Source organism: Streptomyces sp. NPDC058291 (assembly GCF_042880855.1).
Lineage (GTDB): Bacteria > Actinomycetota > Actinomycetes > Streptomycetales > Streptomycetaceae > Streptomyces.
Window position 1 is genome coordinate 1 of sequence record NZ_JBHVYK010000095.1, and the last position, 15,911, is coordinate 15,911.

Below are 15,911 nucleotides of genomic sequence, written 5' to 3' on the forward strand. Positions count from 1 at the left end.
CTGCCCGCGCTGCGCGCGCTGCCCGCGCTGCGCGCGCTGCGCGCTGGGAGCCGGATGCGGCGATCAGTCCTCGCGTTCTCGCGTCCGCGCGTCCTCGCCTCTCCGCGCGTCCCGTTCGCTCGCCCGCCCTCGCGTCGTCAGGAGCCGAGCACCGGGCTCCCCTCATGTCCCAGCCGTGCTCACCCGCGCCGGCCCGTCAGGTGTGCCACGTGTGACACCAACTGGGCGTTGGACAGCGCCCGTTGTCCGTCCGGCAGGTGCAGCGTGTCCTCCAGCCCGATCCGGGTGGCCAGGCCGAGCCGCACCGCCAGCCGCAGCACCGGCCAGGCGCCGCCGTCCTCGCCGTGCAGCAGCACGGGCCGGCCGAACGCGGGGCCGAGCTCGGCCAGGAGAGCGCGCGCGGTCGTCACGGCCGTCGGTCCGGCGGTGTCGGTCACCTCCGCGAGCACCCGCAGCACCCGGGAGCCGAGCGGTGAGGCGGCGAACCGTGCCGCTCCGTCGGTGCCCGACCAGACGCCCGCCTCCACGCCGACGCCCCGCTCCATCAGGGCGGCCGCCAGCTCCTCCGCGCCCGGCTCGTGCCAGTTGACCGAGGCGTGGTCGGGGAGCACCGTCCACGCGCGCACCCGCGCGAGCCGCTCCGCGGGGTCCGGCTCCGCCCAGACGCCCGTGGTGACGCCGACCGGCACCGCCACCCGCGCCCGTATCGCGTCGAGGGTGGCCGCGACCGCACGCGGCGAGACGGAGTCCCGTCCGCACGGCGTCTTGGGGTGGACGTGGATGTCGGTGGCCCCCGCCGCGACGGCCTCGGCCGCGGCCCCGGCCAGTTCCCCGGGCGTCAGCGGCACGACCGCGCCGTCCGTCGCCCCGCGTGTTCCGTTGAGACAGACCTGCACCATGCCCCGATGATGGCATCCGCCACCGACAACGGGCCGGGGCGCCCGTCAGCGCGTCGTGGGCCGGTGGAACAGGGAGTGCGGCATCCCCGGCGCACCCCCTCCAGCTCCACCCCCACCTGCTCGGCGCCCCCCTCTCAGGCCGAGACGAGCAGCCGTCCGCGCCTGGCGTCAGCCAGGGCCTCGGGCGTGAGGACCGGGCGCGGTACGAGGATCCCGCAGTCCGCGCAGACCGGACCCGCCGACGGTTCGTGGTCCAGTTCGTACTTCCAGGGCAGCCGCTCGCCGCCGCACACCGGGCAGCCGGCGCCCGGTTCGCGCTCCAGCGCGGCGATCAGCTTGCGCAGCACCTGGGCCAGCGGCTCACGGGGGTGGAGCCGCGGGTCGTCGCACCAGGCGACGCCGAAACCGCCCCAGGTGAGCCGGTGCCAGTCGTCCACGGTCCCGGGCCTGCGCAGTCCGTCGTGCTTCTCCTTCCTGCGGCGCTCGGCGAACTCGACCTCGTAGGCCAGCCACACCGCCCGTGCCTCCTCCAGCTCGTCCAACGCGGCCACGAGCCGCGCCGGATCGGGGGAGCGGTCCTCCGGGCCGAACCCGGCCCGCGAGCACAGGTGGTCCCAGGTCGCCCTGTGTCCGTAGGGAGCGAACCGCTCAAGGCACTTGCGCAGCGAATACCGCCGCAGCGCCAGATCGCAGCGGGGGTCTCGCACCTGTCTCGCCAGACTCCGGAAACCGGCCATCGCCTTGCACCTCCGTCGCATCTGCACCTGTACCTCGGTCACTTCGGCGTCGTCGTACGGACGTCGTCGAATAGACGTATCGACACGCGATTCGGCTCCCTCCGATGTCCGGTGACCTCCACAAGCCGAAAACTTGACGCATGCTCATCTTCAATCCCGGGGATACCGGCGGTAACCTTCCGGCCACCCCCGTCGCTAGGAGCAGCCGATGCCTCGGCGAACCCCGCGCAACACTCTCGACATACTGAGAACTCCCGGCAGATTCCCCGGGTTCCTGAAGACCGCGTCCGTATGCGCCCTGATAGCCGGTCTTTTGTCGCCCATTACCCAAGTCGCGGCAGCCGCCGAGGCCACGGCCTCCGACGACTACTGCGGCGGCCAGTGTTCCGACATCCTGCCGCCCGGCGAGAACGGCAACGCCACACTGGCCCAGGTCCTGCTCAACCAGGCCTTCGGCACCCAGCCCGACCATGCCGAGGACCAGCTGGGGCCCTACGCCAACCTCGCCAAGGGCTACCCGACGCTCACCAACGCCACGATCAACACGTTCTTCAACGACGCGTCCTTCGGCGTCCCCTCCGATCAAGTCGCCTCCACCCTGATCCCGGCGGGCCGCAACGACGTGACGATCGTCCGCGACAAGAAGACGGGCGTCCCGCACATCACCGGCACCACCCGGTACGGCACCGAGTTCGGCGCCGGGTACGCCGCCGCCCAGGACCGGCTGTGGCTGATGGACGTCTTCCGCCATGTCGGCCGCGGCCAGCTCACCGCCTTCGCGGGCGGCGCCCCCTCCAACCAGGGTCTGGAACAGCAGTTCTGGCGCAACGCTCCGTACACCGAGGCAGACCTCCAGGCCCAGATCGACAATGCCGTCGCGACCAACGGCGCCCGCGGCCAGCAGGCCCTCGGCGACGCCAACGCCTATCTGGCGGGCGTCAACGCGTACATCGACGCCTCCGACAGCGGTCGCTACTTCCCCGGTGAATACGTCCTGACCGGGCACAAGGACTCAATCACCAACGCAGGCGCCATCGACCACTTCAAGATCACCGATCTGGTGGCGTTGGCCTCGGTCGTCGGCGCGCTCTTCGGCTCCGGCGGCGGCGGCGAGGTCGACAACGCCGTGTCGCTGCTCGCCGCGCAGGAGAAGTACGGCGTCGAGCAGGGCACCCAGGTGTGGGAGGCGTTCCGCGAACGCAACGACCCCGAGGCCGTTCTCACCGTCCACAACGGCGAGAGCTTCCCGTACGCCGCCAAGCCCGCGAGCCCACAGGGCGAGGCGCTGCCCGACAAGGGCTCGGTGGCCACCCAGCCGCTGGTCTACGACGCCGCCGGCACCGGCGGCGACCAGAGCGCGTCCGCCACCGCCCGGGCGGCCACCGCGTCCGCCCTCAGCTCGGCCCGGCGCGGCATGTCCAACGCGCTCGTGGTGAGCGGCAGATCCACCGCCTCTGGTCACCCGATCGCCGTCTTCGGCCCGCAGACCGGCTACTTCGCCCCCCAACTGCTCATGCTCCAGGAGATCCAGGGCCCGGGCATCAGCGCCCGCGGCGCCTCCTTCGCCGGGCTGAGCATGTACGTCGAGCTCGGCCGCGGCCAGGACTACGCGTGGAGCGCCACGACCTCCGGCCAGGACATCATCGACTCCTACGCGGTCGAGCTGTGCCAGGACGACTACCACTACCTCTACCACGGGGTCTGCACGGCCATGGACGTCGTCGAGCAGAAGAACGCCTGGAAGCCGACGACCGCCGACGGGACGGCCGCCGGCTCCTACACCATGCGCGCGTACCGCACCAAGTACGGCCCCGTGGAGTACCGGGCGACCGTCGGCGGCAAGAAGGTCGCCTACACGACCCTGCGCTCGTCGTTCATGCACGAAGCCGACTCGATCATCGGCTTCCAGATGCTGAACGACCCGGACTACGTCAAGAGCCCGCAGACCTTCCAGAGCGCGGTGCAGCACATCAACTACACCTTCAACTGGTTCTACGCGGACTCCTCCCACACCGCCTACTACAACAGCGGCGACAACCCGGTGCGTCCCGGCGGCGTCGACGCCGAGTTCCCGGTGTGGGCGCAGGCGGCGTACGAGTGGAAGAACTGGACGCCGGCCACCAACACGGCCGCGTACACCCCCGCCTCGGCGCACCCCAACTCCGTCGACCAGGACTACTACGTCTCCTGGAACAACAAGCAGGCCAAGGACTATGCGACGGCCTCCTGGGGCGACGGGTCCGTGCACCGCGGCAACCTGCTCGAGGACCGGGTGAAGAAGCTGGTCGCGGCCGGCGGCGTCACCCGCGCGTCCCTGACGAAGGCGATGGCCGACGCGGCCCTCGCCGACCTGCGGGCCGAGGACGTCCTGCCCGACCTGCTCAAGGTGATCACCAGCTCCACGGTCACCGACTCCACGGCCGCGGCGGCGGTGACCGAGCTGCAGGCCTGGCTGACGGCGGGCGGCAGGCGCACCGAGACGGCGGCCGGTTCCAAGACGTACGCCGACGCCGACGCGATCCGCATCCTGGACGCCTGGTGGCCGCTGCTGGTGAAGGCCGAGTTCGAACCGGGGCTCGGCGCCGACCTGTACTCCGCGTTCACCGCCAACCTGCCCGTCGACGAGGCCCCGTCGGCCGCCCACGGCCCGACCGGGTCGCACGCCGGCAGCTCCTTCCAGTACGGCTGGTGGAGCTACGTCGACAAGGACGTCCGCGCGGTGCTCGGCGAGCCGGTGCAGGGCGGACTGACGCAGAAGTACTGCGGCGGCGGCACCCTCGGCGGCTGCCGGGACGTCCTGATCGCCACCCTGAAGACGGCGGCCGGCAAGACCGCGGCCCAGGTCTACCCCGGCGACACCCTGTGCGCCGCGGGCAACCAGTGGTGCGCCGACTCGATCGTCCAGCGCACCCTGGGCGGCATCAAGCACGGCAACATCAGCTGGCAGAACCGGCCCACGTTCCAGCAGGTGGTGGAGTTCACCTCGCACCGGTAGTTCCCGCGACGGCGGACCGCGTCCTAACGGATCCGGCCCGCCGCCAGCACCAGCCGCGCCAGCTCGGGGTGCACGATGTCACCGTGCGCCCCGGCCGGCGCCCCGCCGCGCCGGACCACCGCCGCCGCGTCGACGTTCACGCACCCCGACGCCGGAAGCGCCCCGGACAGCGCCTCGGCGAGCGTGCACGCGCGCGTGCCGGGCACGGCCTGCACCCCGTCGTGCCCCATGGCCCCCCACCTGGCGCCCAGCACCTCGCCGACGAGCCCCCGGTCGTCGCCCGCCATCCGCGAGGCCAGCGGGTACATCGTGCCCAGCGCCTGGTCGAACCGCGAGTGGCAGCACACCAGGGGGCCGTCGATCCGGTTCTGCCGCCCCTGGAGCACGCCGCCCGCGCGCGGGTCGTGCGGCAACCGGGCGGCGAACGCGTAGTGCGAGAAAGCCCCTTGGAGCAGCGTCACCGACTTCACCGTGCGCACCCCCTCCGGCAGCCCGCGCAGGGCGAACGACACCAGCCGCCCGCCGAAGCTGTGCCCGACCAGATGCACCCGCACGTCGGGCGCCACCGCCGCCAACCGCCCGAGCAGCGGCCCGAGTCCCCGCTCGCCCACCGTGCCCGCGCGCCGCTTCATCGCGTAGTACGTCGCCTGCCGCAGCAGTTCACGCGCCCCGTCCCACGGGTCGGGCAGCGCGAACCCCGGGGCGTCCGGGGCGGATGCGAGCCCGGCCAGGGCCCGTGCGAAGTCCTCGCAGGCCGGCGCCGTCGGACAGGCGAACATCTCCGGCTCCTCCCGCGACGCCGGCGCCCCCGCCGCCTCCCCCACCGTGTCCGCCGCGCACAGGGCCTGCGGCCCCGCCGGCTCCACCTCCACCAGCAGCCGCACCAGCCGCCCGAACTCCTCCAGTCCGCCCTCCCCGGGGGGCCGGGTCTCCAGCAGCCGCCCGATCCCGTCGATCACCCCGGCCCGGCCCGGGAAGGTCTCCAGCAGCGCCCGCCGGGTGTCCGCGTCCAGCCCCGGACGGCAGGCCGCCGAAGCGGCCGCCGAACGCGGGAAGTCGGGGATCGGCTCGTCCGGGAACCGCATCGAGGGCCACACCACGCCCGTGTAACCGATCCTCGCGGCCGGCGCGAGCGAGGGGATCGGGGCGAAGAAGCGGCTGCAGAGCCGCGTCGCGTCCGCGCGGTCGCTGTTCCAGCCGTGCGTGAAGACGATCAGATCCCGGATGCCGCGCCGACCCGCCTGCGTCAGCAGCCGGTCGCGCCGCCCGCCGTCCGGGTCGCCGTCGGCGTCGAAGACCAGCTCCCAGTAGGGCGTCACGCTCATCGCCGGATCCGCCACGACAGGCCCCCTCGTCCCTCGCAGGGATGCGCCAGGTGAGGGCATCGTCCTGCGGACGCGCACGATTGGCCAGAGGTCGCGGCCCCTGCGGACGCGGGAGAATCCTCTACGGCCGCGTGACCGGACGGCGATCCCCGGGTAACCCTTCCGCCGCAACATACCGACTGGTTAGTCTGACGGCAGAGCCGATGCGTGCCGCAGTCGTGCCGCAGTCGTGCCGCAGTCGCGTCGAAGGAGACCGAGGGTGGAAGCCGTGCAGGATGCCGGAGTGATCGTGACCGGAGCGGGAGGCGGCATCGGGGCCGCGCTGGCCCGCCGCTTCGCCGCCGAGGGCGCCCGGGTCGTCGTCAACGACCTGGACGCCGGGCGGGCCGAGGCGGTGGCAGCCGAGATCGGCGGCATCGCGGTGCCCGGCGACGCCTCCACGATCGTCGACCGGGCCCGCGAGGCGCTCGGCGGCGACGTCGACGTGTACTGCGCCAACGCCGGGGTCGGCTCCGGCGGCTCGGAGGCGGCCGACGAGGCCGTCTGGGCGCTCGCCTGGGACGTCAACGTCATGGCCCACGTCCGCGCGGCCCACGCTCTGCTCCCGCACTGGCTGGAGCGCGGCCGCGGCCGGTTCGTCTCGACCGTCTCGGCCGCCGGGCTGCTCACCATGATCGGCGCCGCCCCCTACAGCGTCACCAAGCACGGCGCGTACGCCTTCGCCGAGTGGCTGTCGCTCACCTACCGCCACCGCGGGATCCAGGTGCACGCGATCTGCCCGCAGGGCGTGCGCACCGACATGCTGGACGCCACCGGCACCGCCGGCGACCTGGTGCTCAAGCCGACCGCGATCGAGCCGAAGGACGTGGCGGACGCTTTGTTCCAGGGCATCGCCGAGGACCGCTTCCTGATCCTGCCGCACCCCGAGGTCGCCGGGTACTACCAGGTGCGCGCCACGGACCCCGACCGCTGGCTGACCAACATGAACCACCTGCAGCAGAAGTGGGAGACCGCCGAATGACCGAGTCCGCCTCCCGGTACGACGCCAAGCCCTGGCTGGGCCTCCTCGACGACGCCCAGCGCGCCCCGATCGAGCCCGCCGACTCCCTCGTGCACGCCTTCCGCAGGTCCGTGGCCGAGGCCCCCGACCGCACCTGCCTCGCCTACTTCGACGGCCGGCTCGGCTACCGCGAGGTCGACGAGCTCAGCGACTCCGTCGCCGGCCACCTCGCCGCCCGCGGCCTGCAGCCCGGCGACCGGGTCGCCGTCCTGCTGCAGAACTCGCCGCTCTTCGTCCTCGCCCTGCTCGGCGCGTGGAAGGCCGGCGCGACGGTCGTCCCGGTGAACCCGATGTACAAGTCGGCCGAGGTCGCCCACGTCCTGCGGGACGGCGAGGTCACGGCGCTGATCTGCGCCGACCGCGCGTGGGAGACCTATCTGCGCGACACTGCCGCGGACTCGCCCGTGCGGATCGTGCTCACCGGCTGCGAGCGGGACTTCCAGAGCCGGGACGACGCGCGCGTGCTCACCTTCGAACGGCTCCCGCAGCCGCCCGACACGGACGACCTCACCGCCGTCGCCCGCGCCGGCCACCCGGCGCCGGAGGGCCGCGACGCAGCCCCCGCCGACATCGCGCTGATCAGCTACACCTCGGGCACGAGCGGAGCGCCCAAGGGTGCCACCAACACGCACGGCAACATCATGCACAACGCCGAACGGCAGCGCACCGGGCTGCGCCTGCCCGAGGCGCCCGTCTACTACGCCCTCGCGCCCCTGTTCCACATCACCGGCATGGTGTGCCAGCTCGTCGCCTGTCTGAACAGCGCGGGCACGCTGGTGCTGACCTACCGCTTCGACGCCGGCGTGGTGCTGGAGGCGTTCGCCGAGCACCGGCCGCACTACACGGTCGGGCCGTCCACCGCCTTCATGGCGCTGGCCGCGCACCCCTCCTGCACCCCGGACCACTTCGCGTCCTTCGCACACATCTCCTCCGGCGGCGCGCCCCTGCCGCCGGCCCTGGTGGAGAAGTTCCGGGCCGGCTTCGGCCCCTACATCCGCAACGGCTACGGGCTCACCGAGTGCACCGCGCCCTGCGCCTCCGTCCCGCCCCGGCTGGAGGCGCCGGTCGACCCGGCCTCCGGGACCCTCGCCGTCGGCGTGCCCGGCCCCGACACGGTCGTGCGCATCGTCGACGAGCACGGCGCCGACGTGCCCTTCGGGGAGCAGGGGGAGATCGTCGTCCGGGGCCCGCAGGTCGTGCCCGGGTACTGGCGGCGGCCCGAGGCCACCGCCGAGACCTTCCCCGGCGGCGAGCTGCGCACCGGGGACATCGGGTTCATGGACGAACAGGGTTGGCTGTACGTCGTCGACCGCAAGAAGGACATGATCAACGCGTCCGGGTTCAAGGTGTGGCCGCGCGAGGTCGAGGACGTGCTGTACACGCATCCGGCGGTGCGGGAGGCGGCCGTCGTGGGCGTTCCGGACGGCTATCGCGGTGAGACCGTCAAGGCCTACATCAGCCTGCGTCCCGGCGCGGACGCGGATGCCGATACGCTCGCGGCCTACTGCAAGGACAGGCTGGCCGCGTACAAGTATCCGCGTCAGGTGGAGATCCTGCGCGACCTGCCCAAGACGGCGAGTGGCAAGATCCTCCGGAGGGAACTGCGTTCCCGCGCACACGACGGCCAGTGACGCATCGAGGAAGAAGGCAGGTGGCGGCAGTGCCCAGGACGACGGACGGCGACGGGACGCCCGTGCCGCAGCGGCTGCTCGCCGCCGCCACCCGGCTCTTCGCCGAGCAGGGCTACGACCGCACCTCGGTGCAGGAGATCGTGGAGGCCGCGGGCGTCACCAAGGGGGCGTTGTACCACTACTTCGGCTCCAAGGACGACCTGCTGCACGAGGTGTACGCGCGCGTGCTGCGCGTCCAGCAGGAACGGCTCGACGCGTTCGCGAACGCCGACGAGCCGATCGAGAAACGGCTGCGGGGCGCGGCGGCGGACGTCGTCGTCACGACGATCGACAACCTCGACGACGCGTCGATCTTCTTCCGTTCGATGCACCATCTGAGCCCCGAGAAGAACAAGCAGGTGCGCGCCGAGCGGCGGCGCTACCACGAGCGCTTCCGCGCCCTGGTCGAGGAGGGCCAGCGGGCCGGCGTGTTCTCCACGGCGACCCCGGCCGACCTGGTCGTGGACTACCACTTCGGCTCCGTGCACCATCTGTCGACCTGGTACCGCCCGGACGGCCCGATGGGCGCACAGGAGGTCGCCGACCACCTCGCCGACCTGCTGCTGAGGGCGCTGCGGCCCTGACGCCCGCGGGAACGCCCGCGGGAACGCCCGCGGGAACGCCCGCGGGAACGCCCGCGGGAACAGCCGCGGGAACAGCCGCGTCGACAGGGCGCGAGAAGGCCCCGGTGTTCGTCGCCGGGGCCTTCGTCGTCGCGTCGGCCTCTGCGGCCGCCGCGGTCCCTGCCGCCTCTACAGGTACTTCTTCAGCTCCCGGCGTGCCAGGGACCGCTGATGGACCTCGTCCGGCCCGTCCGCGATCATGAGCGTGCGCGCACTGGCGTACAGCTCGGCCAACGGGAAGTCCTGGCTGACGCCGCCCGCGCCGTGCAGCTGGATCGCCCGGTCGATGATGTCGACGACCGCGCGGGGCGTCGCGATCTTGATGGACTGGATCTCCGTGTGGGCGCCCCGGTTGCCGACGGTGTCCATCATCCAGGCGGTCTTGAGCACCAGCAGCCGCAACTGTTCGACCGTCACGCGGGCGTCCGCGATCCAGTTGTGCACCACGCCCTGCTGAGCCAGCGCCTTGCCGAAGGCGTCGCGGGAGACGGCCCGGCGGCACATCAGCTCGATCGCCCGTTCGGCCATGCCGATCAGCCGCATGCAGTGGTGGATGCGGCCGGGGCCGAGTCGTGCCTGGGCGATGGCGAAGCCGCCGCCCTCCTCGCCGATCAGATTCGTCACCGGCACGCGCGCGTGGTCGAAGACCACCTCGGCGTGACCTCCGTGGGAGTGGTCCTCGTAGCCGAAGACCTTCATGGCCCGCCGGACCGTGACGCCCGGGGTGTCGCGCGGGACGAGCACCATGGACTGCTGGCGGCGGACGTCGGCGCCGTCCGGGTTCGTCTTGCCCATCACGATGAAGATCCTGCAGTCCGGGTTCATCGCTCCGGAGATGTACCACTTGCGGCCCGTGACGACGTACTCGTCGCCGTCGCGCTCGATGAGCGTGGTGATGTTGGTGGCGTCGGAGGAGGCCACCTCCGGCTCGGTCATCGCGAACGCCGAGCGGATCTCCCCGGCGAGCAACGGCTCCAGCCACTGCTTCTTCTGCTGCTCGTCCCCGAACTGCGCGAGCACCTCCATGTTCCCGGTGTCCGGCGCGGCGCAGTTCAGGGCGGTCGGCGCCAGGTGCGGGGAACGGCCGGTGATCTCGGCCAGCGGGGCGTACTGGAGGTTGGTCAGACCCGCGCCGTGCTCGGCGTCGGGCAGGAACAGGTTCCACAGACCCTGCCGGCGCGCCTCGGCCTTCAGCTCCCCGACCACCGCCGGGGTGTCCCACGGAGAGGCCAGCGCCGCCCGCTGCTCCTCCGCCACGGCCTCCGCCGGGTAGACGTAGTCGTCCATGAAGGCGAGCAGCCTGGCGCGCAGTTCCTCGGTGCGGGCGTCGAACGTGAAGTCCATGCCGGTCAGCCTTCCTGGAGAGTGGTCAGTCCGTGCTCGATGAAGACGGGGACGAGCTCCCCGATGCGGTCGAAGCCGCGTCCGACCGTCTGGCCCAGCGTGTACCGGTAGTGGATGCCCTCCAGGATCACGGCGAGCTTGAACCAGGCGAACGCCGTGTACCAGGAGACCGCCGCGACGTCCCGCCCGGAGCGGGCCGCGTACCGTTCGATCAGCTCGGCCGGCGACGGGTGGCCGGGCGCGGCCGCCGTCGTGGAGATCGGGGAGTTCGGCAGCCGCAGCGGCACGCTGTACATCACCAGCAGTCCCAGATCGGTCAGCGGGTCGCCGAGCGTCGACATCTCCCAGTCGAGGATGGCCCTGATGGTGTCGTCCGGGCCGATCAGCACGTTGTCGAGCCGGTAGTCGCCGTGCACGACGGCCGGCACGGGGGAGTGCGGCAGCTCGCGGCCGAGCGCCGCGTGCAGCTCGTCCACCCCGGCCAGGTCGCGGCTGCGGGAGGCGTCCAGCTGCTTGCCCCAGCGGCGCAGCTGCCGGTCCAGGAAGCCCTCGGGGCGGCCGAAGTCGGCCAGGCCCACCGAGGCCGGGTCCACCGCGTGCAGCTCCACCAGCGTGTCCACCAGCGACAGCACCGCGTCGCGGGTGCGCTGCTCGCCGAGCGGGACGAGCTCGTCGGCCGTCCGGTACGGCGTGCCCTCGACGAACTCCATCACGTAGAAGGGCGCACCGAGCACCTCGTCGTCCTCGCACAGCAGCACCGGCCGCGGCACGGGCACGCTCGTCGGATGGAGGGCGCTGATCACCCGGTGTTCGCGCCTCATGTCGTGCGCGGTGGCCAGGACGTGCCCGAGCGGGGGCCGCCGGACGACCCACCTGGCCTCGCCGTCGGAGACCGCGTAGGTGAGGTTCGACCGTCCGCCCTCGATCAGCCGGCCGGTGAGAGGGCCGTGGACCAGGCCGGGACGCTCACGCTCCAACAGGGTGCGCAGCCGGTCGAGGTCGAGGCCGGGCGGGTGGTCGGGGCTCATGCGTCGCTCCTGTGGGCGGGACGGGTGAACGGGACTCCGCCCCATGATGCCGACCGGTCGGTATGCCGTCCAGTGGTCACGCCCAACGTGATCGGGGCCACCCTAGGACGACGGCCCCCCGCGTGGCCCCCGGCGAGCCGTCGACGCGCCGTTCCCGACCGCGCGACCGCCCGACCGCCCGTCGCCCGACCATCCGATCGCCCGAGCGCCCGCCCGTCCCCGCGCGGGCGTGCCGGCAGGCTGTCACGCCGACTACCCGTATCGGATCATCCCGCTTGCGTGGCGTCCTGGGAGCCCGGAGGGTCGGACTCATGAAGGCCATCAGCTACTCCCGCTACGGCGGCCCCGAGACGCTCGAGTACGGGGACGTCCGCGAGCCCAAGATCGGCCCCGACGCGGTGCTGGTGAAGGTCCGGGCGGCGGCCGTGAACCCCGTCGACTGGAAGGCCCGCGAGGGTCATCTGGACCCGATCCTGGACGCCGTCTTCCCGGTGGTCCCCGGCTGGGACGTCTGCGGGGTCGTCGTGCGGCTCGGGGTGTCCGTCGCGGAGTACGCCGTCGGCGACGAGGTCATCGGCTACGTCCGCGAGGACTTCCTCTCCCGCGGCACCTTCGCCGAGTACGTGGCCGCGCCGGTGCGCACCCTCGCCCGCAAGCCGCGCAACCTCACCTGGGAGGAGGCCGCGGGCCTGCCGCTGACCGGGCTCACCGCCTACCAGGTGCTGACCAAGGCCCTCCAGGTGAAGCGGGGCGAGACCGTCCTCGTGCACGCGGCCGCGGGCGGCGTCGGCTCCATGGCCGTCCAGCTCGCGCGTCACCTGGGCGCACGGGTGATCGGCACGGCGAGCGAGGGCAACCACGACTACGTGCGCTCGCTCGGCGGCGAGCCGGTCGTCTACGGCGAGGGCCTCGCCGAGCGGGTGCGCGGGCTGGCGCCCGAAGGAGTGGACGCGGCGTTCGACACGGTCGGCGGCGACACCCTGAAGGTCTCCGCCAACCTGCTGGCGCCGGAGGGGCGCCTGGTGTCGATCGCCGACGGCGACGTCGTCGGCTACGGCGGCCGCTACTACTGGGTCCGGCCCGACGCCGAGGACCTCACCCGAGTGGCGGAACTGGCCGAACAGGGGGTGCTGTCGGTCCACGTCTGCGAGGCGTTCCCGCTGGAACGCGCGGCGGAGGCCCACCGCCGGAACGAGGAGGGCCGCACCCGCGGCAAGATCGTCGTCACGGTCGCCTGGGACGCCGAGGACGGCATCGGCCCGCTCTAGATCACCAGCGCCAGGGCGCACGCCGCCGTCGCCACCGTGCACAGGACGACCGACATGGCGTGCCGCGGGGCGAGAGGCGCCGGACTCGCCGTGGCGGCGAGGGCCCGGATCCGCTGGTGGGCGAGGAGCAGGAAGGCCAGCCACAGACAGCAGCACAGCGCGCAGACGACGACCGCGAACGCCGAGGCCCCGCCCTGCAGCGCCGTCTTCACGGCCAGCACGGCGGCGACGGTGCCCGCCAGCGTCGTACGCCGCCAGGCCAGCCGGGTCCGCTCCGGCTGAAGGCCGGGATCGCGCACGGACAGCGCCTCGCCGCTCACCCCTCCCGCCCCATCAGCGCCGCTCACCCCTCCCACCTCACCAACACCACCACGACCATCGCCACCGCCACCGCCGCGACCACCACCCCCAGCAGCGCGGGGAAGCGGGACGCCGGCAGGTCCTCGCCCCGGCGCATCGCCCGCTCGCAGCGCATCCAGTGGTTCACCGCGCGCAACGAGCACAGCACGCCCGCCCCGAGCAGGGCCAGCGCCAGCCCGACCCGCCAGCCCCAGCGCAGGTCCGGCAGGAACTGGTCGACCGCGAATCCGCCGCCGATCAGCGCCAGCGCGGTGCGCAGCCAGGCCAGGAACGTGCGCTCGTTGGCCAGCGAGAACCGGTAGTCGGGCGTGCGGCCCTCCTGCCGGACCTGCTCGGGCGCGAACCACAGCCTGACATTCCGTACGAACTCGATCACCCGACGGACCCTACCCGCCGCCCGTCACCCCGCCCGGAGCAGTCCCGCTCGCCCGCTCAGGACGTCGACCGGAAGGCGTTCAGACGCCGGTAGGCGGCCAGTCCGTCCGGCACCCACTCCCACGCGGGCAGTCGCCGCTCGACCTCCTCCTCGGGCAGGAAGGCGTGCCAGGCGACCTCTTCCACCTGCGGACGCACCGGCAGGTCGCAGCGGACCTCGTACACGGCCGACCACCAGCTCCCGGCGGCGCCGCCCTCGTAGAGGAACTTGAAGAGGAACTCCGGCCGGGGCAGACCGCTCACGCCCAGTTCCTCCTCGGCCTCGCGCAGGGCCGCGTCGTCGTAGGCCTCGCCCGCGCCGACCACCCCGCCGACGAACATGTCGTACAGCGAGGGGAAGACCAGCTTGGTCGCGGTCCGGCGGTGCACGAAGATCCGGTCGTCGGCGTCCCGGGCCTGGACGAAGACGCAGCGGTGTCGCAGCCCCTCGGCGTACACCCGGCCCCGGGGGAACCGCCCCACGACCTGATCGTTCTCGTCGACGACGTCGAGGATCTCGTCAGCAGCGCTCATGCGCCCATCCAACCAGGCAGCCGCGCGGACGGGAGGGCCGCGTCACCCGGGCGACGGAAGCCGGTCAGGGCTGGTGGGGCAGGCGGCCGGGCGGGGGCGGCCGGGCCGAGGCAGGGGCGGCCGACGGGCCCCGGGCGGCCGGGGGGCCCGGCGGGGGCGGTGGGCCGTCAGGTCACCGCGGCTGCAGGTCCGGCACCTGCTCGCGCGGCGCCGCGCCCCTCGGCATCGCCGGGTGCAGTCCGAGGAGCACGATGCCCGCGACGATCGCCGCGAGGCCCGCCGCCTCCCAGGCCAGCGCGCCGGTGTCGGTGTGCAGCCGGTCGCCGAGGAAGCCGACGCCGCAGAGGATCCCCGCCAGCGGCTGGGCCGCGGTCAGCGCCGGCAGCGACATCCGCAGCGGCGCCGTCTCGAACGCGCTCTGCACCAGCACGAGCCCGGTCACGCCGAGCGCGAGCACCGCGTACGGCTGCCAGCCGGTGAGCAGCTCACCGAGGCCGCCCGCACCGAAACGCTGCCCGCTGACCCTGGTCAGGGCGTCCTGCACGCCGTACAGCAGACCGGCCGCGAGGGACAGCAGGACCGGGCCCGAACTCAGCCGGGAGCGCTTGGCGTACGTCGTCAGCAGCAGCGCCAGCCCCACCATCACGCCGATGATCAGCCAGTGCCGCAGCGGGTCCGCGACCGCGCTGCCGCCGCGCGGCTCGCCCGCCACGATGAAGGCGGTCACCCCGCCCGCGAGCAAAAGCAGACCGGCCCAGCCCTGGCGGCCGAGCGGCTGCTTCGTCTGGTGCCGGGAGAGCGCGAGGGCGAACAGCAGGTTCGTCGCGAGCAGGGGTTCCACCAGGGAGATCTCGCCCTGGCCGAGCGCGACCGCGCCCAGCGCCATGCCCGCCACCATCAGGGCGATGCCGCCGAGCCAGCGCGGCACCTTCATCAGGTCCAGCAGCAGCCGCGGCGAGAGGAAGTCGCCGAGCGGCGCCCGCTGGGCCGCGTTCTGCTGGAGCACGAACCCGAAGCCCAGGCAGCAGGCGGCGCTCACGGCGAGAACCAGAACCAGTACCGACACGCTGCGTACCTCGATCATCCGGTCGGACCACGGACGGGGTGCGTGTGGCCGACTGTAGCGTCCCAGCGCCCACAGTGCCCCTGGGAGTAGCGGAAACCCTTGCTTCGATGCCCGCCTCGGGACGATGCTCGGATACCCCGAACCGGGCGGTTGACTCGCCGCGACGCCCGGACACGGGGCCGGGACGCGACCGTACGGCCGTCGTGGTCGTCTGGCCATGGTGTGGGCTCCGGCCGGGCCGCGCCATGGCGTACGCCACACCGGCGTGGGACTGTCCGGGCCGCCACCGGTCCCACCAGCGACGGGCCGCCGTGAACCGCCCGGCGTCGCACCGCGGTCGCCGCGGGCCACGGCACCCGGCCCTTGACCGGGGGCACCGGCCGAGGATTGGCTGTCCGTGATCGGCCGATCGCGGGCCGGTGCCAGAGCCGCCGCCGAGGAGGATGAGGAAGTCCCGCGGTGCCCTTGCCCCCGCCACCCCTCGGCCGTGACCCGCAGCGCCCGGCCCCGGCCCCTGGCCGCGACGGCACCCCGGCCCCTGGCCGCGACGGGACCCCGGTCACGGCCCCGGCTGCCGCCCCGGCCCCC

The 15,911-nt window shown here is 73.2% G+C and carries 14 protein-coding genes; 5 read left to right on the plus strand and 9 right to left on the minus strand.

The annotated features are described in order from the left end of the window. Nucleotides 1–179: 179 nt before the first annotated feature. Together ACFVYK_RS32355 and ACFVYK_RS32360 are read right to left on the minus strand one after the other, a co-directional pair. Nucleotides 180–899, minus strand: a complete 720-nt coding sequence (locus ACFVYK_RS32355; RefSeq protein ID WP_389780160.1) for a 3-keto-5-aminohexanoate cleavage protein — start codon at nt 897–899, stop codon at nt 180–182. Between the two features lie 134 nt (nt 900–1,033). Continuing rightward, entirely contained in the window at nt 1,034–1,636 is a 603-nt protein-coding gene (locus tag ACFVYK_RS32360) for a hypothetical protein (protein ID WP_389780162.1), read from the minus strand. A 208-nt stretch (nt 1,637–1,844) separates the two neighbouring features. Here ACFVYK_RS32360 and ACFVYK_RS32365 point away from each other — a divergent pair, with 208 nt between their 5' ends. Continuing rightward, nucleotides 1,845–4,631, plus strand: coding sequence for a penicillin acylase family protein (locus ACFVYK_RS32365; RefSeq protein ID WP_389780164.1), 2,787 nt, complete (start codon nt 1,845–1,847; stop codon nt 4,629–4,631). A 23-nt stretch (nt 4,632–4,654) separates the two neighbouring features. Here the strand turns inward: ACFVYK_RS32365 and ACFVYK_RS32370 are convergent, their stop codons facing one another. Next, entirely contained in the window at nt 4,655–5,971 is a 1,317-nt protein-coding gene (locus ACFVYK_RS32370) for a serine-threonine protein kinase (protein WP_389780165.1), read from the minus strand. Nucleotides 5,972–6,215: 244 nt separating this feature from the next. Here ACFVYK_RS32370 and ACFVYK_RS32375 point away from each other — a divergent pair, with 244 nt between their 5' ends. The 3 genes from ACFVYK_RS32375 to ACFVYK_RS32385 are packed head-to-tail and all read left to right on the plus strand — an operon-like array spanning nt 6,216 to nt 9,270. Continuing rightward, nucleotides 6,216–6,977, plus strand: coding sequence for an SDR family oxidoreductase (locus ACFVYK_RS32375; RefSeq protein ID WP_389780166.1), 762 nt, complete (start codon nt 6,216–6,218; stop codon nt 6,975–6,977). Continuing rightward, a complete protein-coding gene (locus ACFVYK_RS32380; RefSeq protein ID WP_389780167.1) occupies nt 6,974–8,647 on the plus strand; it encodes a class I adenylate-forming enzyme family protein in 1,674 nt (557 codons plus the stop codon). The genes ACFVYK_RS32375 and ACFVYK_RS32380 overlap by 4 nt, the downstream gene beginning before the upstream one ends. Nucleotides 8,648–8,676: 29 nt before the next feature. After that, the gene (locus ACFVYK_RS32385; RefSeq protein WP_389780169.1) at nt 8,677–9,270 is read left to right on the plus strand and encodes a TetR/AcrR family transcriptional regulator; all 594 of its coding nucleotides are present in this window, start codon (nt 8,677–8,679) and stop codon (nt 9,268–9,270) included. A 168-nt stretch (nt 9,271–9,438) separates the two neighbouring features. On the opposite strand, the gene ACFVYK_RS32390 is transcribed toward ACFVYK_RS32385, so the two are convergent. Further along, a complete protein-coding gene (locus ACFVYK_RS32390; RefSeq protein WP_389780171.1) occupies nt 9,439–10,653 on the minus strand; it encodes an acyl-CoA dehydrogenase family protein in 1,215 nt (404 codons plus the stop codon). A gap of 5 nt (nt 10,654–10,658) precedes the next feature. Beyond that, nucleotides 10,659–11,681 carry a phosphotransferase family protein gene (locus ACFVYK_RS32395; RefSeq protein WP_389780173.1) on the minus strand — a complete coding sequence of 341 codons (1,023 nt, stop codon included), beginning with the start codon at nt 11,679–11,681 and terminating at the stop codon, nt 10,659–10,661. Between the two features lie 311 nt (nt 11,682–11,992). Between ACFVYK_RS32395 and ACFVYK_RS32400 the strand changes: the two genes are divergently transcribed. Next, a complete protein-coding gene (locus ACFVYK_RS32400) occupies nt 11,993–12,949 on the plus strand; it encodes an NADP-dependent oxidoreductase (RefSeq protein ID WP_389780175.1) in 957 nt (318 codons plus the stop codon). On the opposite strand, the gene ACFVYK_RS32405 is transcribed toward ACFVYK_RS32400, so the two are convergent. The 4 genes from ACFVYK_RS32405 to ACFVYK_RS32420 form a co-directional block, all read right to left on the minus strand. Then, on the minus strand, nt 12,946–13,296 hold the full coding sequence (locus ACFVYK_RS32405) for a DUF202 domain-containing protein (RefSeq protein ID WP_389780177.1): 351 nt from the start codon (nt 13,294–13,296) through the stop codon (nt 12,946–12,948). The two genes, ACFVYK_RS32400 and ACFVYK_RS32405, sit on opposite strands and share 4 nt — an antisense overlap. Next, on the minus strand, nt 13,293–13,685 hold the full coding sequence (locus ACFVYK_RS32410) for a YidH family protein (RefSeq protein ID WP_389780179.1): 393 nt from the start codon (nt 13,683–13,685) through the stop codon (nt 13,293–13,295). Before ACFVYK_RS32410 ends, ACFVYK_RS32405 begins: the two co-directional genes overlap by 4 nt. Nucleotides 13,686–13,741: 56 nt before the next feature. Beyond that, a complete protein-coding gene (locus ACFVYK_RS32415; RefSeq protein ID WP_389780181.1) occupies nt 13,742–14,257 on the minus strand; it encodes an NUDIX hydrolase in 516 nt (171 codons plus the stop codon). A 172-nt stretch (nt 14,258–14,429) separates the two neighbouring features. After that, on the minus strand, nt 14,430–15,323 hold the full coding sequence (locus ACFVYK_RS32420) for a DMT family transporter (RefSeq protein ID WP_389780182.1): 894 nt from the start codon (nt 15,321–15,323) through the stop codon (nt 14,430–14,432). Between the last annotated feature and the right edge of the window lie 588 nt (nt 15,324–15,911).